Consider the following 19,510-nt stretch of genomic DNA (forward strand, 5'->3'; position numbering starts at 1 on the left):
TCCACCCGGTGAGCATCACCGCCTCCTGGGCCGAGCTCGACCGCTGGCTCGCCGAGCACGCTCCCCCGACGTACGCCGTCCTCGCGCCGCCGGCCACGTCCGCGGACCTCCAGAGCATGGAGCTGCCAACTGAGCTCGTCGAGTCGTTGAGCTGCCACAACGGCGTGACGGCCTGGGCCAACCTGCTGCCCGAGGCGTTGCCGTCGAGCGCGACCCAGATCGCCGAGAACTGGCAGCTGCGGATGGACCTGGCCGAGGACTACGTGGTGACCGACCCTGCTTCGGAGCCGTACTGGCATCCGGCGTGGATCCCGTGGGCGGACTGTGACGGCGACCTGCAGGTCATCGACCTGCGGCCCGGTCCGGCGTACGGCCGGCTGGGGATGGCGGCACACGACGGAGTCGGTGACTTCACGACCTCGTGGCCGAACCTCGGGGCGTACCTGTCTGAGGTGGTGCACTCGCTGCACCACGGCACCGGCGTCAACGGCTGGTACCCGTACCTGACCGGCCGGCGGGAGCTCTGGTGGGACCGCGGTCCGGACCAGCGGACCGTCAACGACGACCCACTGGTCCGGGTCGGGGTTTAGCTCAGGACTGCGAGCGCGTCGATCTCGACCAGCATGTCCGGGAGCGGCAGGCCGGTGAAGACCGTGGTGCGGGACGGCAGTACGCCGCTCGGGGTGCGGGTGGAGACGAACTCGGCGTACGCCTCGTTCATCGCGGCGAAGTTCTCGCGCTCGGTGAGGTAGACGCGGAGCATCACCACGTCGTCGATGCTCGCGCCGCCGGCCTTCAGGATCGCCTCGATGTTCTGCAGGACCCGGGTGGTCTGGGCCTTCACGTCACCGACGAACACGAAATCGCCGCTGGCCGGGTCGACCGAGCCCTGGCCGGACACCTGCAGGATGTTGCCCTTGCGGACGCCCTGCGAGAACACCGGCATCGGTGGCGGCGCGTCGGTGGTGGAGACTGCGCTCTTGTCGGACATGAGACCTCTCAGTTGTAGTCGGCACTGATGGCGCTTGCGGTGGCGAGCAGGTCTGGCAGCAGCTCGAGCACCTGCTCATAGTTCAGCAGTACGTCGGGTACGGACAACGACACGGCCCCCACAACGCGGCCCGTGGCGTCCTTCAACGGCGCACCGATGCAGTTGATGAACGACTCGTGCTCCGCCTTGTCCTGCGCCCAACCACGTTCCTTGGTGATCGCCAACTCGTCCCGCAACCGGTCCGGGTCGGTGATCGTGTTCGTGGTGTAGGCCTTGTACTCCAGGGCCTGCACGATGGCCTCCCGCTGCCGCTTGGGCTGCGCAGCCAGCAGGACCTTGCCGACCGCGGTGCAGTGCATCGCCGCCGGTACGCCGACCTGGGAGTACATGCGCACCGAGCGCACGCTGTCCAGCTTGTCGACGTAGATGACCTCACCGTTCTCCCAGGCTGCCAGGTGGACCGTCTGACCGGTCTTCTGGTTCAGCTCCCGCAGATGCGGTGCGGCAACCTGCCGTACGACGTGTTGCTCGCGCGCGACGTCCGCGAGCGCGAACAGCCGCGACCCCAGGCGGTACCTGTGCGAGGCGTCCCGCCGTACGAACCTGTCGGCCTCCATCGTGCGCAGCAACCGCAGCACGGTCGTCTTGTGGACGCCCAGCTCTGCGGCCAACTGGTCCAGCGACCGCTCACCCTCACCGAGGCTCGTGAGGATCTGCAGCGCCCGGCCGAGGCTCTGACTCATACCGCACCGATCTTCGTCGCCGCCCACTCCTCGTCCGTGGCGCCGAGCAACCTCTCCCGCTCAGCCGCGCTCGGAGGCGGCGCGTGGTCCTCCGGCCGTGTCAGCACCGCAGCCGCCGTGAGATGCCCCAACCGCAACCGCTGCACCACAGACAACCCCTGCAAAGTCCCGGCCAAGAACCCCGCCGCAAACGCATCCCCCGCCCCGACGGTCTCCACGACATCTACAGACAGTGCTGGGACCTCAGTGCGCCCACCTGACTCAAGAACAATCGCAGCGTTGGAATCGTCCTTCACAACCAACGTCGGCGCACCGATCAACTCGTACAACGCATCCGCATCCCCAGTACCAGCGAAGACCTCAGCCTCGTCCGCCCCGATCAGCACGATGTCAGCAGCCTTCAGCAACCGCCACAACGGCTCCGGGTCCCGCTCTCGCCACAACACCGGCCGCCAGTTCAGATCGACACTCAGCAAGAAGTCCCGCGGCTCCGTGGCCAGCCGCTCGAGCATGTCCGAGCTGCTGGCAGAGATGGCCGCAGTAATACCTGTCGTATGTACGAGCTTCGCCTGCGCGAGCCGCTCACGCACCTCCGGCCGATCCAAGAACGCAGGCGCGAGCGCAGCAGCCGCCGACCCGGACCGGTAGTAGTGCATCCGGGACCGCCCGCCGTCCGACTCCTTCACGTAGAGCGCCGTCGGCCGTACCGGGTCCAGTTCCACTCCCCCGACGTCGACACCGCGCGCCTGCAGGTCCCGCAGTACGTGCTGACCGAAGCCGTCGTCGCCCAGCCGCGAGATCCACCCGGTCGGTACGCCGAGCGCGGCCAGCCCGCCGGCCACGTTGCACTCCGCCCCGCCGACCGACCGCTTGAACACCTCGACGTCCGCCAGCGGCCCGGCACCGCCCGCGAGCATGATCATCGCCTCACCCAGGCAGATGGCGGCCGTCTCGGGCATCGGCGCTCCTCGCTGGAGGTGATGGGATGGGGGCGTGCGTTGACGCGACTTCGGCCGCGATGTTACAACCGACGAGTCAGAATGCGCAATGAGCGTTGCGTATTCTGCAATCCCGACACCCCAGGGGGTCTGATGCCTGCGTACGATGCCGACGCCGTTGCCGCTCTTGCCGAGAAGCAGGTGAGCTGGCGCGACAAGGCCCTGCCGCCGGGTTTCTGGGGCCAGACCGTCGCCACGGTCCTGGCCGGCAAGCCGCGGCTCTCGCAGCTCCCGACCCCACTGATGACGCTGTCGGCGGCCGGCCTGCGGCACAACGTCGACACCCTGGCGACCTGGTGCACCCGGCACGGCGTCGAGCTCGCGCCGCACGGCAAGACCACGATGGCGCCCGCGCTCTGGGCCATGCAGCTCGACGCCGGCGCGTGGGCGATCACGCTCGCCAACGTGTTCCAGCTCGGGGTCGCGCGCGCGTACGGCGTACAGCGAGTACTGATCGCGAACGCGGTGATCTCCCCGCTGCAGCTGCGCTGGATCGCCGACGAGCTCGCGGCCGACCCGTCGTTCGAGGTGTCGGTCTGGGCGGACTCGGTCCGCACCGTCGAGATCATGGAGGCGGCGCGCGCCGCGTACGTCGGACCGGACGCGCGCCCGCTGGACGTGATGGTCGAGGTCGGCGGGATCGGCGGCCGGACCGGCGCCCGCGACCTGGAGACCGCGCTCGCCGTCGGCCAGGCGATCTCGGACGCCTCGACGCTCCGGCTGGCCGGTGTCGCCGGGTACGAGGGCGCCATCGGTCACGGCGTCGACGAGGCGAACCTGGAGGAGGTCCGCGCGTACCTCCGGGAGCTGGCCGGCGTCCACCATCGGTTGCGCCCGCTGTACGACGAGGACGTCGTACCGATCGTCAGCGCCGGCGGCAGCCAGTACTTCGAGCAGGTCGCGAAGGTCCTTGCCTCGGAGGCCGGCGAAGGCGCCCGGGTCGTGCTGCGTTCCGGTGCGTACATCTCCCACGACGACGGGCTGTACCGGCGGGTCTCGCCGCTCGGGGAGCACCCGCGGACGGACGGCGAACAGTTGGTTGCCGCGATGCACGGGTGGATCCGGATCACGTCGCAGCCCGAGCCGGGTCTGGCGATCTTCGACGCGGGGCGGCGCGACTTCCCGTTCGACCAGGACTGGCCGGAGCCGCAGCTGATCCGGCCGCGAACCTCCGACGGTCCGGTCCTGCCGGCCATCGGGATGACGGTCACCAACCTGAACGACCAGCACGGTTTCCTGCACTTCACCGACGTACCGGTGATGATCGGCGACGAGCTGCGGGTCGGGCTGTCGCACCCGTGTACGGCGTTCGACAAGTGGGGCCTGATCCCAGTCGTCGACGACGCGGACGCCGCGGACCCGGTCGTGGTCGACCTGGTGCGGACGTTCTTCTGAGATGCTGAACATCGCGAACGCGCTGATCGTCGACGGCTCCGGTACGCCCGGGTACCACGCGGACGTCGCCGTCGACGCCGGCCGGATCGTGGCCATCGGCAACGACCTGCCTGCCGCGGAGCGGACGATCGAGGCGGACGGGCTGGTGCTGTCGCCCGGCTTCATCGACATGCACTCGCACTCGGACCTGCAGATCCTGGTGCACCCGGACCACACCGCGAAGGTCAGCCAGGGCGTCACGCTCGAGGTGCTCGGCCAGGACGGGCTGTCGTTCGCGCCGATCGATGAGCCGACGCGGGCCGTCGTACGCCGCCAGATCGCCGGCTGGAACGGCGAACCGGACGACTTCGACTTCTCCTGGTCGACCGTCGCCGGGTACCTCGACCGGCTCGACCAGGGCATCGCGTGCAACGCGGCGTACCTGGTCCCGCAGGGCACGCTGCGGATGATGGTTGTTGGTACGTCCAACCGTACGGCTACTGGTCCAGAACTGCGGCGGATGCAGCAACTGCTCGCCGACGGACTGCGTGACGGCGCGGTCGGGATGAGCAGCGGGCTCACGTACACGCCGGGCATGTTCGCCGACACCGACGAGCTGGTCGCGCTGTGCTCCGTGGTCGCGGAGTACGGCGGGTACTACGCGCCGCACCAGCGGTCCTACGGTCGCGGCGCGCTCGCGGCGTACGGCGAGATGGTCGAGGTCGCGCGCCGCTCGGGCTGCGCGTTGCACCTGACGCACGCGGTGATGAACTTCGCCCCGAACGCGGGCCGCGGCGCCGAGCTGATCGAGATGATCGACAAGGCGCTCGCGTCCGGCGTCGACGTCACCACCGACACCTATCCGTACTTGCCTGGGGCAACCACCCTGTCCGCGGTACTGCCGAGCTGGACCGCCGAAGGCGGACCGGACGCGCAGCTCGCCCGGCTCCGCGATCCGGCCGCGCGGGAACGGATCACGTACGAACTCGAGCAGGTCGGCACCGACGGGTGCCATGGCTGCGTGGTCGAGTGGGACACGATCGAGATCGGCGGCGTCCGCAATCAAGCGCTGTCGGAAACAGTCGGAAACACCATCGCGGCGCTTGCCGTACGCTCCGGGAAGCCGGCTGCGGACGTGTTCTACGAGATCCTGCTCGCCGACGACCTGGCCACCTCGATCCTGCAGCACGTCGGGCACGAGGAGAACGTGCGCACGATCATGCGGCACCCGTCGCACACCGGCGGGTCGGACGGCATCCTGGTCGGCGGCAAACCGCACCCGCGCTCGTGGGGCACGTTCCCGCGCTACCTCGCCCGCTACGTCCGCGAGCTCGGCGTCCTCGACCTCGCCGACTGCATCCACCACCTGACCGGCCGTCCCGCCCGCCGCCTCCGGCTCACCGATCGTGGCCTGGTCCGCGAGGGGTACGCCGCGGACCTTGTCCTGTTCGACCCCGAAGCGGTCCGCGACGCGGCCACCTTCCCCGAACCCCGGCAGCCGGCCGAGGGCATCCCGTACGTACTCGTCAACGGCGTACCCGTCATCGACGACGGCTACCGCACCGACGCCCTCCCCGGCCACGCCGTCCGCCGTACTTCCTGAGAGGAACCTCCTGTGAACACCCTCGACCTGCTGCGCGCCGACCGGGTGCTGACCGTCGTCCGCGCCCCGGAGATCTCCGACGCCCGCGACCTGTGCGCTGCGCTGGTTGCCGGCGGCATCCACGTCGTCGAGCTGACCTACACCACCCCGGACCTCCCGCGGCACCTCGAACGGGCCGCCACCACCGCGGCCGAGACGGGTGCCGTCGTCGGCGCCGGCACCGTACAGACCGGCGACCAGGCCACCCGGGCGATAGACGCCGGTGCCCAGTTCCTCGTCACTCCCGGGCAAGGGCTCGAGGCGGCCGCGATCGCCGAGGCTGCGCGTGCGGCCGGCATCCCGGTCGTGCTCGGCGCGTTCACGCCGTCCGAGGTGATGACCGCACTGGCGCTGGGCTCGTCGGCGGTGAAGATCTTCCCCGCGCACCAGCTCGGCCCGAAGTACTTCAAGGACCTCAACGGCCCGTTCCCCGGCGTACCGCTGATCCCGTCCGGCGGCGTCAACGCCGGCAATGCGCGCGACTTCATCGACGCCGGAGCCCTCGCGGTCAGCGCCGGTACCGACGTCGTCGCGCCCGCCGACGTGGCGGCCGCGAACTGGGACGCGATCACCACCAAGGCGAAAGCCTTCTGCGCGGCTATTGCACCGTGATGCTGCCGTAGCTGCTGCGCAGCCGGAGCCGGTGCGTTGCGGTCTGGTCGTTCGGCACACTCAGGTCGGTCGACCCCTGCGAGGCGACCGCGTCGATGAAGTACGTCGCCGTCCGCGGCAGGTGGACCGTGATCGACCCGTCGACGGAGCTCGCCGTCAGCTGCTCGGGTGGCGCGTCGAAGAAGAGTGAGATCGATCCTTGGCGGGCGCTGACCGACAGCTGCGAGCTCCGGACCCGCGCCATGTCCACCGAGCCCTGACTCACGTCGACGGTCAGCGGAGCCGATACCCCGTCCACGTTCAGCGAGCCGCTCTGGATCTTCGCCGTGATCCCGGCGGTCGCGGCCGGCACCTCGACGGTGAGGTCGACCTGGCAGTGCGAGTCCGGGCAGGTGGCGCCGACCATCAGGGTCTTGCCGACGGTCGCCACCTTCACGGCCGGTTGCCGTGCCCCGTACGTGCCGTCGATGGTGACGTGTACCTTCCCGTCGACGCTCGCCTGCACCTGCGTGGACACGTCGGCGGTGATCTGCACGCTGTCCGTCCCCGACGCGAACGCGGCCGAGTAGGTGTAGTCCAGCTTGCCCCGGATCATCGACACCGTCACCGCGCCGGCGCCCACAATCAGCGCCAACGCCGGCAGCAACCCGACGAGCAGCATCGTGCGCTGTGATTTGGTCACTTATGTCCCCAGGTATCTCAGGACGGCGAGCACGCGGCGGTGTTCTCCGTCGGTCGGGGACAGCTGGAGCTTCAGGAAGATGTTGCTGATGTGCTTCTCGACCGCACCTTCACCGACGACGAGCGCCTGCGCGATCCCGGCGTTCGACTTCCCCTCCGCCATCGCCCGGAGAACGTCCTGTTCCCGCGGGCTCAGCACGGCCAGCGGGTCCACCTTCCGCGACCGCACCAGCAGCTGCGAGATCACCTCCGGGTCGAGCGCCGCACCGCCGCCCGCGACCCGGCGCAGCCCGTCGATGAACTGGTCCACGTCCGCGACCCGGTCCTTCAGCAGGTACCCGACCCCGCCCGGGTTCCCGCCGATCAGCTCGCTCGCGTACCGCTCCTCGACGTACTGCGACAGCACCAGCACACCGACGTCGGCGTACTGCTCGCGGATCACCAGCGCCGCCCGCAGCCCTTCGTCGGTGAACGTCGGCGGCATCCGTACGTCGACCACGCACACGTCCGGGCGCTGCGCCGCGACCGCCTTCAGCAACGCGTCGCCGTCACCGACGGCCGCGACCACCTCGCAGTCCTGCTCCTCGAGCAGCCGCACGATCCCCTCACGCAGCAGCACCGAGTCCTCGGCGATCACCACCCGTAACTCAGCCACACGGCACCTCCGCGATCAAGATCGTCCCGCCACCGGGCGGGCTGTCCACCGTCAGCCGTCCGTCCACACCGGCCACCCGGTCGGACAACCCGCGCAAGCCGCTACCGCCCGCCGGATCGGCGCCACCGCGTCCGTCGTCGCGTACCTCGACCCGCAGTACGTCGTCCGCTCGCGTCACCAGTACCTCCGCCGCGGCGGCGTCGGCGTGCTTGGCCACGTTCGTGAGGGCCTCGGTCACCACGAAGTACGCGATCGACTCGATCGTCAGCGACGGCCGCGGCTGGACGTCGACGCTCAGCCGGACCGGTACCGCCGAGCGGGCCGCGACCGCCGACAGCGCCGCGTCCAGGCCGCGGTCGGTCAGTACCGGCGGGTGCAGGCCGCGGGTCAGGTCGCGGATCTCGGCGATCGCCTGCATCGCCTCCGAGTGCGCCTCCTCGATCAGGGCCCGGACCGCCGGGTCCTTGTCGCCGAGCCGGTTCTTCGCCCGGCCGAGCGTCATCGCCAGCGACACCAGCCGCTGCTGGGCGCCGTCGTGCAGGTCACGCTCCATTCGCCGCCGCTCGGCCTCGACCGAGTCGACCACCTGCTGCCGGCTCTGCACCAGCTGATGCACCCGCTCGGCCAGTACGCCGGACTCCGACGGGCCGAGCAGCTCCTTGGCCAGCCACCCGTCGAACGCCGACGCGGCCCGCACGATCAGCGGCGAGACGAAGAACAGGAACAGCGCCGCAAGCACGGCCACGATCGTGGCCGACTGCACATTGTCGATCACGAAGGGCCCGAGCTGGGCCTGCGACGCCGCGTAGCGCGAGTAGTACGCCGGCAGCATGATCAGCACCGGCGGGATCGACCAGGCCACCACCACCGCGAAGGTCCAGACGGTTGCCAGCAGCAACAGAGCGGCGTAGTACGCGAACTGCCTCCACAGGCCCGGGTCGTTGATCGACTGCAGCGCGTCCTCCCGCCGCGAACCGGTCCGCGGCGGCGGCAGCAGCGCCGGCACCTGCTGCCCGCGGGTGATCCGGGCCCGCGCCCGCTCCCAACCCGCGATCGCGTAAACCGATCGGTTCGCCCACACGCTGATCGGGATCCCGAGCGCCGCGAACGGCAGCCCGAGCAGGACCAGGATCGTCGCGCACAGGACGAGCAGGCCGGACGTCAGTACGACCACCGTGTCGCCCAGGATGTGGATCGTTGCCAACCACAAGTAGGGCGACCGCCACAGCCGCCAAGGGGTCCGGGGAACCGGATTCGCAGCAACGCTCATCCAGGTCACCTCCCCGTTGTCTGCGGTCACAACCTACGTCGTCAGCCGTCCGGACGGCATGAGGACATCCCACCGAACCCGCCGGGGGTTATCCCCACCCCGGTTCGTGGGCTGACCGGACTGCGCCGGAAGGCCGTCCCCGGAAGGCTTGATGGCATGACGACGACCTTTCCTGACGAGCTGGACACGAGGCTGGGCGACGCGATCGACGACCGCGTCGCCGACGCCCTTGAGGACTACATCACCGAAGGCCGGTTGGACGGCCGGATCCGGGCGCGCCGCTCCCCCGGCGGCCTGGCCGCGATGGTCGCCGCCGGAGTCGCCGCGGTGCTGCTCCCGTGGTGCCTGATCCTCGCGGCGACGCTGCCGAGCACGTACGAGGCCGGCCACTGGAAGCTGACCTGGATCGGCCTCGACTGCGCGACCGCGATCGCCGCGGGTCTCACGGCGTACCTGCTGCACAAGCGCAACCGGAACGCCGCACTGACCGCGATGGCGGCCGGCACGCTGCTGGTGGCCGACGCCTGGTTCGACGTCTCCACCGCAGCGGCCGGCTTCGACCGGACCCTCTCGCTGACCGAGGCGCTGCTGCTCGAGCTGCCGCTGGCCGTGTGCGCGTTCGTGGTCGCGGCCCGCGAGCTCAGGCGCTGATCAGCTCCAGCACCGGACCCTCGTGCAGAGCGCGGTAGACCTTGTCCCGCAGGACATTCGCCTCCGCGTCGGTGAGCGTACGGTCCACCGGTCGCAGGACCAGCCTGACCAGCAGGTTCCGCTGCCCCGGAGTCATCTGGAGCCGGTCACGGGCACTCGTCGGCAAGTCGTCGTACGACGTTTCGCCCAGCACCTCCAGTGACTCCGCGGCATCGGCGTCCGGGCCCAGCGCGGCCCGGACCTTGTCGCCGAGCACCTCGTCCGACACGTCCGCCGCCGCATCCACCACGACCGACAGGTCGCGGCGTACCGGCGGCATCGACGAAACCTCCTTGTAGGGCAGGAGATCCAGCATCTGCCCGGCCACCCGCGGATCGGTGGACCGGAGCAGCCTGATGTCGCGGATCCCCTTCCGGAGCATCAGCAGCCGATCGAGCCCGGAACCCATCGCGAGCCCGGTCCAGCTCTCGTCCAGCCCGGCGCGCCGCAGTACGTGCGGCGCCGCGACCCCGCACTCGCCGATCTCGATCCACTGGTCATCCATCAGTACGTCGATCTGCCGGCCGTGGATCGTGTACGGGTGCACGGCCGGGACCGTGCGGTACGTCTGACCGGGCAGGACGGTGTCGACCAGACGGGCGATCATCTCCTCGAGCTCAGGTTCGCCCAGCGTGACGTTGCGGCTCAAGCGCCACAGGTCGAGCTGGTGTGGCGTACCGGTGTGCTGCCAGTCGACCGAGTCGCGCCGGTAGCAGATGCCGGCGCAGATCATCAGGACGTCGGACGAGGCCGAGCCCGCGAGCTCGCGGAGCGCGGGCGGGATCATCGCCGACGTGTGACTTCGCAGTACCTCGGTCTCCGAGACGTACCGCGTGTAGCGGGCCTCGCGGGTGACGGCGTCGCTCGCGTAGCCGAGGTTGTCGTAGTTGTCGGTCAGCGGTACGACGGGATGGTCGCGGCGGGTCCAGATCTCGGTGTACGGCCACTCGTCTTTCAGCGCTGCCCGGATCGAATCGACGACGAGCTGGATCGCGTGCGGACCCTGGGCCGGATCGGTGAGGTCACGCAGGTGCAGTTCTTCGACAGACATGAGGTTTCTCCAAGGTGACGGTCTCGTCGGGGGGATCCACCCCGGTCGGCCACGGTCACCTCAGGAGAGAGCGCAGCAGCAGCTCACCCCGTCGGCACCGTCGTGCCGGCCGGGGCGCGGAAATCGCTGCCCGTACTGCGTCATGCCACCAACTCTACCTTCTTTGCGACGATGGTTCCCATGCGATGGATCGATACGCTCGAGAGTGCGGCCGCCTCGAAGCTGCCCGAGGCTGTACACCGCTACTTCCGGCAGGGCTCGGCCGGTGAGGTCAGCGTCGGTGAGGCGGTCGAGGCCTGGTCGAGGTACCGCTTCCGCCCGCACGTCCTGAACGACGTGTCGAGCATCGACCTCCGTACGACCGTGCTCGGCACACCCGTCGACGCACCGATCCTGGTCGCGCCGTCGACGATGCAGCGGATGGCCGACCCGGACGGCGAGCTCGCGATGGCCCGCGGGGTCGGCGCGGCGGGATCCGTACTCGGCGTCTCCAGCAACGCCGGTACGTCGTTCGCCGAACTCGGCGCGACCGGTGTGCCGTGGTGGCTGCAGATCTACGTCGTACGGAACCGGGACATCACCCGGCAGATGCTCGACGCCGCGGTCGCGGCCGGCGCGCGAGCTGTCGTACTGACCGTCGACACCCCGGTCGTCGGCCGCAAGGAGGACGAGGGCCAAACCGTCTGGGACCTGGCTCAGGACGACCAGTTCCTGGTGAACCTGCCGGCCGGCGAGTGGACCGACGACGACCTCGACAAGGCCGACGACCTGAACCCGGACGTGATCGGCTGGCTCGCCGAACGCACCGGCCTGCCGGTGGTCGTGAAGGGTGTCCTGCGTGGCGACGACGCCAAGCGCTGCGCCGACGCGGGCGCTGCGGGGATCATCGTGTCGAACCACGGCGGCCGTCAGCTCGACGGCTCGATCCCGACCGCGCAGGCACTGCCCGAGGTCGCCGAAGCCCTCGCCGGCAGCAACGTCGAGGTGTACGTCGACGGCGGCATCCGGCGCGGCGAACACGTCCTCACCGCCCTGGCCCTCGGCGCCCGCGCCGTCTTCGTCGGCCGCCCCGCCCTCTGGGCCCTCACCGTCGGCTCCGCCGAAGGCGTCACCCGCCTCCTCACCGACCTGACCGACGAACTGGCCCACACCCTGCGCCTGATCGGCGTACCGGCCCCGTCCTCCCTGACCCCGGACCTCCTCACCACCCGATAACAAACAGAAAACCCCCGCCGGTGGCGGGGGTTTTCACGTGCTGAGGCTCAGGCCTCGACCTGCTCCTCGGTGAGGTTGCGGGTCAGGTTGGGGTCAACCTGGACACCCGGACCCATCGTGGTCGAGAAGACCGTCTTCTTGATGTAGCGGCCCTTCGAGCTGGCCGGCTTCAACCGGAGGATCTCCTCGAGCGCGGCGCTGTAGTTCTCCACCAGCTGGGCCTCGTCGAACGACGCCTTGCCGATGATGAAGTGCAGGTTCGCGTGCCGGTCGACCCGGAACTCGATCTTGCCGCCCTTGATGTCGGTCACAGCCTTCGTGACGTCCGGGGTGACGGTGCCCGTCTTCGGGTTCGGCATCAGACCACGCGGGCCGAGGACCCGACCGAGGCGGCCGACCTTGCCCATCAGGTCGGGGGTGGCGACGACGGCGTCGAAGTCCAGCCAGCCGTCGGTCACCTTCTTGATCATGTCGTCGTCGCCGACGAAGTCGGCGCCCGCCGCCTTTGCCTGCTCGGCCTTGTCACCGGTGGCGAAGACGAGGACCCGTGCCGTCTTGCCGGTACCGTGCGGAAGGTTGACGGTGCCACGCACCATCTGGTCGGCCTTGCGGGGGTCGACCCCGAGACGCATCGCGACGTCCACGGTGGAGTTGAACTTCTTGCTGCCGGCGGCCTCCTTGGCCAGCCGGACCGCCTCGAGCGGCGTGTAGAGGTGATCGAAGTCGATCTTCTCCGCCGCGGCGCGGTACGCCTTACTGCGCTGTGCCATTACTGCTGTTCCTCTCTGGGGTGTGGTCTCCGGGCGGCGCTTCGCCCTGCCACTACTTCAATGAATTGGTTGCGATCAGCCGTCGACGACGACGCCCATGGAGCGCGCCGTACCCTCGATGATCTTCATCGCCGCGTCGATGTCGCGGGCGTTCAGGTCCGGCATCTTGGTGGTGGCGATCTCGCGGACCTGGTCCTTGGTGATCTTGCCGACCTTGTCGCGCTGCGGAACGGCGGAGCCCTTCTGCAGACCCGCGGCCTTCTTGATCATCTCCGGCGCCGGCGGCGTCTTGGTGACGAAGGTGAAGGAGCGGTCTTCGTAGATCGTGATCTCGACCGGCACCACGTTGCCGCGCATGGACTCCGTCTGGGCGTTGTACGCCTTGCAGAACTCCATGATGTTGACGCCGTGCGGACCGAGCGCGGTACCGACCGGCGGGGCCGGCGTCGCGGCACCGGCCTGGAGCTGCACCTTGACCAGGGCAGCGATCTTCTTCTTGGGAGGCATTCTGTCGGGTCCTTAGACTTTCTGGATCTGGTTGAAGCTGAGTTCCACCGGGGTCTCCCGGCCGAAGATCTCCACCAGGGCCTTGATCCGCTGGGCCTCGGCGTTGATCTCCGTGACTGTGGCGTGCAGGGTCGCGAACGGCCCGTCGACCACCATGACCGAGTCTCCGACACCGAAGTCGGCGACCTCGACCTTCTTCTTGGCCGCGGTCTTGGCAGGTGCGGCACCGGCTTCGGCTGCCGCCGCCTCGGCCGCCGCCACGACGGCCGGAGCGAGCATCTTCTCCACCTCTTCGAGGCTGAGCGGGACCGGCTTCTGGCTGTTCCCGACGAAACCGGTCACCGACGGCGTGTGCCGTACGGTCGACCAGGACTCGTCGGTCAGATCCATCCGGACCAGCACGTAGCCCGGCAGCACCGTGCGCTTCACCATCCGGCGCTGCCCGTTCTTGATCTCGGCGACCTCCTCGGTCGGCACGATGATCTCGAAGATGTAGTCCTCCATGTTCAGGGAGTTGATCCGGTTCTCCAGGTTGCCCTTGACCCGGTTCTCCATCCCTGAGTACGTGTGCACGACGTACCAGTCGCCGAACTGCGAGCGCAGCCGGCTGCGCAGCTCCTCGAGCGGGTCACCCGGCTCCTCGGGCTCCGCCTCTTCCTCGTCGTCGTCCTCGTCGTCCGCGGCGCCGTCGGCCTCGTCGGCGCTGGAGAAGACCACCTCGTCCGGCGCGACGGCCGGCTCGGCGGTAGTCGTCGGCGCGGTCTCCTCGGTCTCCTCGGCGAGCTCCTCCGCGGCGTCCTCGACGTCTTCCGACGTCACCACCTCGGCGACGTCGGACTCGTCGGCCGCCGGGACCACGACGACCGGCTCGTCGTCGGAGGTGTCCGCGTCCGGCCGCGGCGTCTCCGCCTCGTCGTCGGCGGAGTACTCGTCGTCGTCCTCGTCGTCGTCGCCGGACTCGTCGTCATCGTCCTCGTCCTCGTCGTCGAGGTCCGCGAACGGGTCGTCGTCGTCATCGTCGTCGTCGCCGGCGAACAGGTCGTCGTCGGTGTCGTTCTCGTCGAAGTCGAGATCGAGGTCGTCGGAGTCGGATACGTCGAACTCGTCCTCGTAGTCGAGGACCTCGTCGTCGCGCTCGGACACGTCGTACTCCGTCATCTGTGGTTCGGGGTCTTGTCTGCTTCGGACCGGGCCAGGAGCCCGGGGCCTACGGTTCGGTCGTCGCGCGGCCTCAGCCGAAGACCTTGAACATCGCCCAGCCGAAGGCGAGGTCGAGGACCGAGACGATCGCGATGACGAACACCACGAAGGTCAGCACGACCACGAAGTAGGTGGAGAGCTGCTTGCGCGTCGGCCAGACGACCTTGCGGAGCTCGGCCACCACCTGCCGGTAGAAGCGCAGCAGGCCCCTGCCCTGCTTGCCCTCGGCGGGCTTGCCGGCGCCGGACGGTGCCGGGGTGCGCGTCTCCGTCACGACCTACCTCTTTCGCTAGCGGCGGCCTGACCGGCCCTGCGCCGGTCAGGATTTGCAGGGCACGAGGGACTTGAACCCCCAACCTTCGGTTTTGGAGACCGATGCTCTGCCAGTTGAGCTAGTGCCCTCTGCAATCCATCCGGACGCCGCGTCGGACCTGATCTCGGGCATGCCGGATCAGGGCCATCAACGCCCGGACTAGAGAAGTGTACGGGGTCCGAGCCGCATGGTCGAACTGAGGCCCTTACCCGCACGACCCCTGCACCAATTGCTGGCCCGGGCGCCGCACCGCGATGAGAACCATACAGCCTCCACGTCCCCCCAACGGACCACACCCCCGCCGTGTTCCCGGACGCCCAGGCCATCACAACCGGCCGGACGCCCTGGCCGCGGGCGGGGGCTTCACCGGATCGGGCGATTGTGATGGCGTGGCGGCCCGCACCAACCAGTGAAACGCGGTAGGTGCCGTGCCGGGCGGGTGCCAGGATGGACGCATGGGTTCCAGGATCTCGGCGCGGGTCGGCGCCATCAGTGAATCGGCGACGCTGGCGGTGGACAGCAAGGCGAAGGCGCTCAAGGCGGCCGGGCGCCCGGTGATCGGCTTCGGCGCGGGCGAGCCGGACTTCCCGACGCCGGACTACATCGTCGAGGCTGCGGTCGCGGCGGCCCGGGACCCGAAGAACCACCGCTACACCCCGGCCGGCGGCCTGCCGGAGCTGAAGCAAGCGATCGCCGAGAAGACCAGGCGCGACTCCGGGTACGAGATCGAGGCGTCCCAGGTGCTCGTCACCAACGGCGGCAAGCACGCGGTGTACAACGCGTTCGCGACCCTTCTCGACCCGGGCGACGAGGTCCTGCTGCCGGCGCCGTACTGGACGACCTACCCCGAGGCGATCCGGCTGGCCGGCGGCGTACCGGTCGAGGTGCTCGCCGACGAGTCGCAGAACTACTGCGTCACCGTCGAGCAGCTCGAGGCGGCCCGGACCCCGCGGACCAAGGCGCTGTTGTTCTGCTCGCCGTCGAACCCGACCGGCGCCGTCGACAGCCCGGAGGCCGTCGAGGCGATCGGACGCTGGGCGCTCGAGCACGACCTGTGGGTGGTCACCGACGAGATCTACGAGCACCTGACGTACGGCGGCGCGCGGGCGACGTCGATCCCGGTCGCGGTACCGGAGCTCGCGGATCGGACAGTCGTACTCAACGGGGTCGCGAAGACGTACGCGATGACCGGCTGGCGGGTGGGCTGGATGATCGGTCCGAAGGACGTCGTCAAGGCCGCGACCAACCTCCAGTCGCACCAGACCTCGAACGTCTGCAACATCGCCCAGCGGGCCGCGCTCGCCGCGGTGTCCGGCGACCTCACCGCGGTCGACGAGATGAAGGTAGCGTTCGACCGGCGCCGACGGACCATGGTCCGGATGCTCAACGAGATCCCCGGCGTCGAGTGCCCGGAGCCGACCGGCGCGTTCTACGCGTACCCGTCGGTGAAGGGCGTACTCGGCAAGCCGATCGCCGGCCGGACTCCGGCCACGTCCGCCGAGCTCGCGGACCTGATCCTCGACGAGGCCGAGGTGGCGGTCGTACCGGGCGAGGCGTTCGGCGCACCGGGCTACCTGCGCCTGTCCTACGCACTCGGCGACGACGACCTCACCGAGGGCCTCGCCCGGATCGCGAAGCTGCTGGGCTGATTTCGTGTCCGGGTGGGGGCTCGGTAACCTTCGGTAATGACGCAGCGGGATCTGCGGGTGCTGCCGAAAACACACCTGCATCTGCACTTCTCCGGGTCGATGCGGCACCTGACGCTGGTCGAGCTGGCCGACAAGCACGGCGTCCGGCTGCCGGACGCGCTGCGGACCGACTGGCCGCCGGAACTGTCCGCCGCGGACGAGCGCGGCTGGTTCCGGTTCCAGCGGCTGTACGACATCGCGCGCTCGGTGCTGCGTACGGAGGACGACGTCCGCCGCCTGGTCCGTGAGGCCGCCGAGGACGACCGCGCCGACGGCTCCCGCTGGCTGGAGATCCAGGTCGACCCGTCCGGGTACGCGAACCGCTTCCACGGCATCACCGAGTTCACCGACCTGGTCCTGGATGCCGCCCGCGACGCCTCCGCGTCGACCGGGATCGACGTACAGGTCATCATCGCCGCGAACCGCACCCGGCACCCGCTCGACGCCCGTACGCTGGCCCGGCTCGCGACGCAGTACGTGGGCCGCGGCGTCGTCGGCTTCGGCCTGTCGAACGACGAACGCCGCGGTACGACGTCCGAGTTCGCCGCGGCCTTCCGCATCGCCCGCAACGCGGGCCTCCTCGCAGCACCTCACGGCGGCGAACTCTGCGGCCCCGCCACGGTCCGTACCTGCCTGGACGAGCTGGGCGCCGGCCGGATCGGCCACGGTGTCCGTTCGGTGGAGGACCCAGACCTCCTGAAACGCGTAGTGGACGCCCAGATAGCCCTGGAGGTCTGCCCTGCCTCCAACGTCTCGCTAGGCGTCTACCGCCGTCCCGAGGACGTCCCCCTCCGCGAGCTCTACGAAGCCGGCGCCCGCATCGCCCTCGGCGCCGACGACCCGCTGCTGTTCGGCTCCCGCCTCGCAGAACAGTACGAAACCGCCCGCACCGTCCACGGCTTCACCGACCCCGAACTGGCCGACCTGGCCCGCTCCTCGGTCCTCGCCTCCACCGCCCCACACCAAACCCAACAGTCCCTCCTCTCAGAAATCGACGAATGGCTCGGCGCCCCAGCAGCCGTACCGGCCTGACGAGGTCCGGATAAGTGCCGGTGGAGTTCCGGTTCGGGTCATTGTGGGGGCGTGGGTGCGGGCATAACTTTGCGTCATGACGCCGACGAAGATCCTGCTGCCAGAGGACGAGCTGCCGACCCGGTGGTACAACGTGCTCCACGATCTGCCGACGCCACCGCCGCCGGTGTTGCATCCGGGGACGGGGCAGCCGATCGGGCCGGAGGATCTGGCGCCGTTGTTCCCGATGGACCTGATCCTGCAGGAGGTTTCGCAGGAGCAGTACGTCGACATTCCGGGCGAGGTGCTCGACGTCTACCGGCTGTGGCGCCCCAGCCCGCTGTACCGGGCGCACCGGCTGGAGAAGGCGCTCGATACGCCGGCGCGCATCTACTACAAGTACGAAGGAGTCTCACCGGCCGGCTCACACAAGCCGAACACCGCGGTCCCGCAGGCCTTCTACAACGCCAAGTCCGGCGTCCGGAAACTCACCACTGAGACCGGCGCGGGTCAGTGGGGCACGGCGCTCGCGTTCGCCTGCGCACAGTTCGGGCTGGACTGCGAAGTCTGGCAGGTACGCGCCTCGTACGACCAGAAGCCGTACCGGCGGACGATGATGCAGGTCTTCGGCGCGACCGTGCACCCGAGCCCGTCGGAGCTGACCGAGGCCGGCCGCAAGATCCTCGCCGAGAACCCGGACTCCACCGGGTCGCTCGGCATCGCGATCAGTGAGGCGGTCGAGGCCGCGGTCCAGGATCCCGACGTGCACTACGCGCTCGGCTCGGTGCTCAACCACGTGCTGCTGCACCAGACCGTGATCGGCGAGGAGGCGCTGATCCAGCTCGCGATGGCCGGCGAGACCCCGGACCTGATCGTCGGCTGCACCGGCGGCGGGTCGAACTTCGGCGGCCTGGCGTTTCCCTTCCTGCGGGAGAAGTGGGCCGGCCGGATGTCCCCGGTGGTGCGCGCGGTCGAGCCGGCCGCCTGCCCGTCGCTGACCCAGGGCACCTACGCGTACGACTTCGGCGACACGATCGGGATGACGCCGTTGATGAAGATGCACACCCTCGGCCACGACTTCGTTCCGGACCCGATCCACGCCGGCGGCCTGCGGTACCACGGCATGAGCCCGCTGATCAGCCACCTGTACGAGACCGGCGAGATCGAGGCCGTCGCCAAGCCGCAGTCGGAATGCTTCGCCGCCGGCGTCCAGTTCGCCCGTACGGAAGGAATCGTCCCGGCCCCCGAGCCGACCCACGCCATCGCCGCTGCCGTCGAGGAAGCCCTGCGCTGCAAGGAGTCCGGCGAGGAGAAGGTCATCCTCACCGCCCTCTGCGGCCACGGCCACCTCGACCTCGCCGCGTACGACGCCTACCTGTCCAACTCCATCGTCGACCGCACCTGGGAGGACGCCGACATCCAGTCCGCCGTAGCCGCAGCCCTGGCCCGCCTACCCGCCCTCAGCTGAACCCGCCGCGCTTCCACCACGGCTTCGGCCGCTTGGCGACCGCGGTCAGCCAGTCCTCCGGGATGGCCCAGCCGCGGCCGCTCAAGGCATCGAAGTACTCGGCCTTCAAGCTGTCCGGAAGCCAGTACGTCGCCTTCTCCCAGGCGGCCACCTCGAAGTACGTCGTGCGCTGGCGCCGGCTCCACACCGTCGCCTGGTTCGAGCTGTATGCCAGCCGCACGTAGTCCCACCGCGCCTGCTCGTCGTCCATGTCGTACCCGCGCTCGACCACCCGCCCCCTGCCGACCGGTTCCTGCTCGAGCTCGTCGATCAGGTCCTGCACGAGCGCGCGGTCGTCGGTGAGCTCCGCCGGCAACCGCAATCCGACCGGATCCAGTACCACCGCCCCCAACCGCGGGCGCGCGACCTCGAGGAAGACCTCGAGCAGCGCGAACCCTTCCTCCGCCCGCCCGAACCGATCCAGCTCGGCATGCAGCGTCGTCACGGCTTCCTCCGGCACGCCCCCACTGTAACGAGGGGCTGCCCCTATCTGCCCCGGGATGCCCCGCCCTGATCACGCTCAGCAAGCACTCTCCGTCCTCCGAAACCCGTCCGAACCCCGATCCCCACCACCCCGAAACCCCTTTTTCCG

21 protein-coding genes and 1 tRNA gene are annotated in these 19,510 nt (G+C 69.5%); 9 read left to right on the forward strand and 13 right to left on the reverse strand.

Annotation, left to right across the window (positions count from 1 at the left end; all coding sequences use genetic code 11):
- Nucleotides 1–8: 8 nt before the first annotated feature.
- Nucleotides 9–590, forward strand: coding sequence for an SMI1/KNR4 family protein (locus ACFYRU_RS05840; protein WP_387653380.1), 582 nt, complete (start codon nucleotides 9–11; stop codon nucleotides 588–590).
- On the opposite strand, the gene ACFYRU_RS05845 is transcribed toward ACFYRU_RS05840, so the two are convergent.
- From ACFYRU_RS05845 to ACFYRU_RS05855, 3 genes are read right to left on the reverse strand one after another with little or no spacing between them, the layout of a single operon-like run.
- Nucleotides 587–991, reverse strand: coding sequence for a RidA family protein (locus ACFYRU_RS05845; RefSeq protein WP_387653383.1), 405 nt, complete (start codon nucleotides 989–991; stop codon nucleotides 587–589). The genes ACFYRU_RS05840 and ACFYRU_RS05845 overlap by 4 nt on opposite strands.
- Before the next feature lie 8 nt (nucleotides 992–999).
- Nucleotides 1,000–1,734 (reverse strand): IclR family transcriptional regulator, encoded by a 735-nt coding sequence (locus ACFYRU_RS05850; protein ID WP_387653385.1) that lies wholly within the window; start codon nucleotides 1,732–1,734, stop codon nucleotides 1,000–1,002.
- The gene (locus ACFYRU_RS05855; RefSeq protein WP_387653387.1) at nucleotides 1,731–2,693 is read right to left on the reverse strand and encodes a sugar kinase; all 963 of its coding nucleotides are present in this window, start codon (nucleotides 2,691–2,693) and stop codon (nucleotides 1,731–1,733) included. The genes ACFYRU_RS05850 and ACFYRU_RS05855 overlap by 4 nt, the downstream gene beginning before the upstream one ends.
- 132 nt (nucleotides 2,694–2,825) lie before the next feature.
- Between ACFYRU_RS05855 and ACFYRU_RS05860 the strand changes: the two genes are divergently transcribed.
- The 3 genes from ACFYRU_RS05860 to ACFYRU_RS05870 are packed head-to-tail and all read left to right on the forward strand — an operon-like array spanning nucleotide 2,826 to nucleotide 6,360.
- A complete protein-coding gene (locus ACFYRU_RS05860; protein WP_387653390.1) occupies nucleotides 2,826–4,127 on the forward strand; it encodes an amino acid deaminase in 1,302 nt (433 codons plus the stop codon).
- Nucleotide 4,128: 1 nt separating this feature from the next.
- Nucleotides 4,129–5,709: an amidohydrolase family protein gene (locus ACFYRU_RS05865; protein WP_387653392.1), complete on the forward strand. Its 1,581-nt coding sequence runs from the start codon at nucleotides 4,129–4,131 to the stop codon at nucleotides 5,707–5,709.
- Between the two features lie 12 nt (nucleotides 5,710–5,721).
- Nucleotides 5,722–6,360, forward strand: coding sequence for a bifunctional 4-hydroxy-2-oxoglutarate aldolase/2-dehydro-3-deoxy-phosphogluconate aldolase (locus tag ACFYRU_RS05870; protein ID WP_387653395.1), 639 nt, complete (start codon nucleotides 5,722–5,724; stop codon nucleotides 6,358–6,360).
- Here the strand turns inward: ACFYRU_RS05870 and ACFYRU_RS05875 are convergent.
- From ACFYRU_RS05875 to ACFYRU_RS05885, 3 genes are read right to left on the reverse strand one after another with little or no spacing between them, the layout of a single operon-like run.
- On the reverse strand, nucleotides 6,347–7,042 hold the full coding sequence (locus ACFYRU_RS05875) for a DUF4097 family beta strand repeat-containing protein (protein ID WP_387653398.1): 696 nt from the start codon (nucleotides 7,040–7,042) through the stop codon (nucleotides 6,347–6,349). The genes ACFYRU_RS05870 and ACFYRU_RS05875 overlap by 14 nt on opposite strands.
- Entirely contained in the window at nucleotides 7,043–7,696 is a 654-nt protein-coding gene (locus ACFYRU_RS05880) for a response regulator (protein ID WP_387653401.1), read from the reverse strand.
- The gene (locus tag ACFYRU_RS05885; RefSeq protein WP_387653404.1) at nucleotides 7,689–8,966 is read right to left on the reverse strand and encodes a sensor domain-containing protein; all 1,278 of its coding nucleotides are present in this window, start codon (nucleotides 8,964–8,966) and stop codon (nucleotides 7,689–7,691) included. Before ACFYRU_RS05885 ends, ACFYRU_RS05880 begins: the two co-directional genes overlap by 8 nt.
- A 156-nt stretch (nucleotides 8,967–9,122) precedes the next feature.
- On the opposite strand from ACFYRU_RS05885, the gene ACFYRU_RS05890 reads away from it, so the two are divergent.
- Nucleotides 9,123–9,617 (forward strand): hypothetical protein, encoded by a 495-nt coding sequence (locus ACFYRU_RS05890; RefSeq protein WP_387653407.1) that lies wholly within the window; start codon nucleotides 9,123–9,125, stop codon nucleotides 9,615–9,617.
- Here the strand turns inward: ACFYRU_RS05890 and ACFYRU_RS05895 are convergent.
- Entirely contained in the window at nucleotides 9,607–10,707 is a 1,101-nt protein-coding gene (locus ACFYRU_RS05895) for a hypothetical protein (RefSeq protein ID WP_387653410.1), read from the reverse strand. The genes ACFYRU_RS05890 and ACFYRU_RS05895 overlap by 11 nt on opposite strands.
- A gap of 180 nt (nucleotides 10,708–10,887) precedes the next feature.
- Between ACFYRU_RS05895 and ACFYRU_RS05900 the strand changes: the two genes are divergently transcribed.
- Nucleotides 10,888–11,922: an alpha-hydroxy acid oxidase gene (locus ACFYRU_RS05900; protein WP_387653412.1), complete on the forward strand. Its 1,035-nt coding sequence runs from the start codon at nucleotides 10,888–10,890 to the stop codon at nucleotides 11,920–11,922.
- 47 nt (nucleotides 11,923–11,969) lie between these two features.
- On the opposite strand, the gene rplA is transcribed toward ACFYRU_RS05900, so the two are convergent.
- The 5 genes from rplA to ACFYRU_RS05925 form a co-directional block, all read right to left on the reverse strand.
- On the reverse strand, nucleotides 11,970–12,692 hold the full coding sequence (rplA, locus tag ACFYRU_RS05905; RefSeq protein ID WP_387653415.1) for a 50S ribosomal protein L1: 723 nt from the start codon (nucleotides 12,690–12,692) through the stop codon (nucleotides 11,970–11,972).
- A gap of 75 nt (nucleotides 12,693–12,767) precedes the next feature.
- Nucleotides 12,768–13,199 carry a 50S ribosomal protein L11 gene (rplK, locus tag ACFYRU_RS05910; protein ID WP_387653417.1) on the reverse strand — a complete coding sequence of 144 codons (432 nt, stop codon included), beginning with the start codon at nucleotides 13,197–13,199 and terminating at the stop codon, nucleotides 12,768–12,770.
- Between the two features lie 12 nt (nucleotides 13,200–13,211).
- Complete coding sequence (gene nusG / locus ACFYRU_RS05915; protein ID WP_387658022.1) at nucleotides 13,212–14,021, reverse strand: transcription termination/antitermination protein NusG; 810 nt, start codon at nucleotides 14,019–14,021, stop codon at nucleotides 13,212–13,214.
- 409 nt (nucleotides 14,022–14,430) lie between these two features.
- A complete protein-coding gene (secE, locus tag ACFYRU_RS05920) occupies nucleotides 14,431–14,673 on the reverse strand; it encodes a preprotein translocase subunit SecE (protein ID WP_344191576.1) in 243 nt (80 codons plus the stop codon).
- A gap of 55 nt (nucleotides 14,674–14,728) precedes the next feature.
- Nucleotides 14,729–14,801: transfer RNA gene (locus ACFYRU_RS05925), tRNA-Trp, on the reverse strand.
- Between the two features lie 366 nt (nucleotides 14,802–15,167).
- Between ACFYRU_RS05925 and ACFYRU_RS05930 the strand changes: the two genes are divergently transcribed.
- From ACFYRU_RS05930 to ACFYRU_RS05940, 3 genes are all read left to right on the forward strand, one after another.
- Entirely contained in the window at nucleotides 15,168–16,361 is a 1,194-nt protein-coding gene (locus ACFYRU_RS05930; RefSeq protein WP_387653420.1) for a pyridoxal phosphate-dependent aminotransferase, read from the forward strand.
- A 36-nt stretch (nucleotides 16,362–16,397) separates the two neighbouring features.
- Nucleotides 16,398–17,432 carry an adenosine deaminase gene (locus ACFYRU_RS05935; RefSeq protein WP_387653422.1) on the forward strand — a complete coding sequence of 345 codons (1,035 nt, stop codon included), beginning with the start codon at nucleotides 16,398–16,400 and terminating at the stop codon, nucleotides 17,430–17,432.
- 76 nt (nucleotides 17,433–17,508) lie between these two features.
- Nucleotides 17,509–18,879 (forward strand): TrpB-like pyridoxal phosphate-dependent enzyme, encoded by a 1,371-nt coding sequence (locus ACFYRU_RS05940; RefSeq protein ID WP_387653425.1) that lies wholly within the window; start codon nucleotides 17,509–17,511, stop codon nucleotides 18,877–18,879.
- On the opposite strand, the gene ACFYRU_RS05945 is transcribed toward ACFYRU_RS05940, so the two are convergent.
- Entirely contained in the window at nucleotides 18,872–19,378 is a 507-nt protein-coding gene (locus ACFYRU_RS05945; protein ID WP_387653428.1) for a hypothetical protein, read from the reverse strand. The genes ACFYRU_RS05940 and ACFYRU_RS05945 overlap by 8 nt on opposite strands.
- Between the last annotated feature and the right edge of the window lie 132 nt (nucleotides 19,379–19,510).

Origin of the sequence: Kribbella sp. NPDC004536, from assembly GCF_042873835.1 — a bacterium.
Taxonomy (GTDB): Bacteria; Actinomycetota; Actinomycetes; order Propionibacteriales; family Kribbellaceae; genus Kribbella.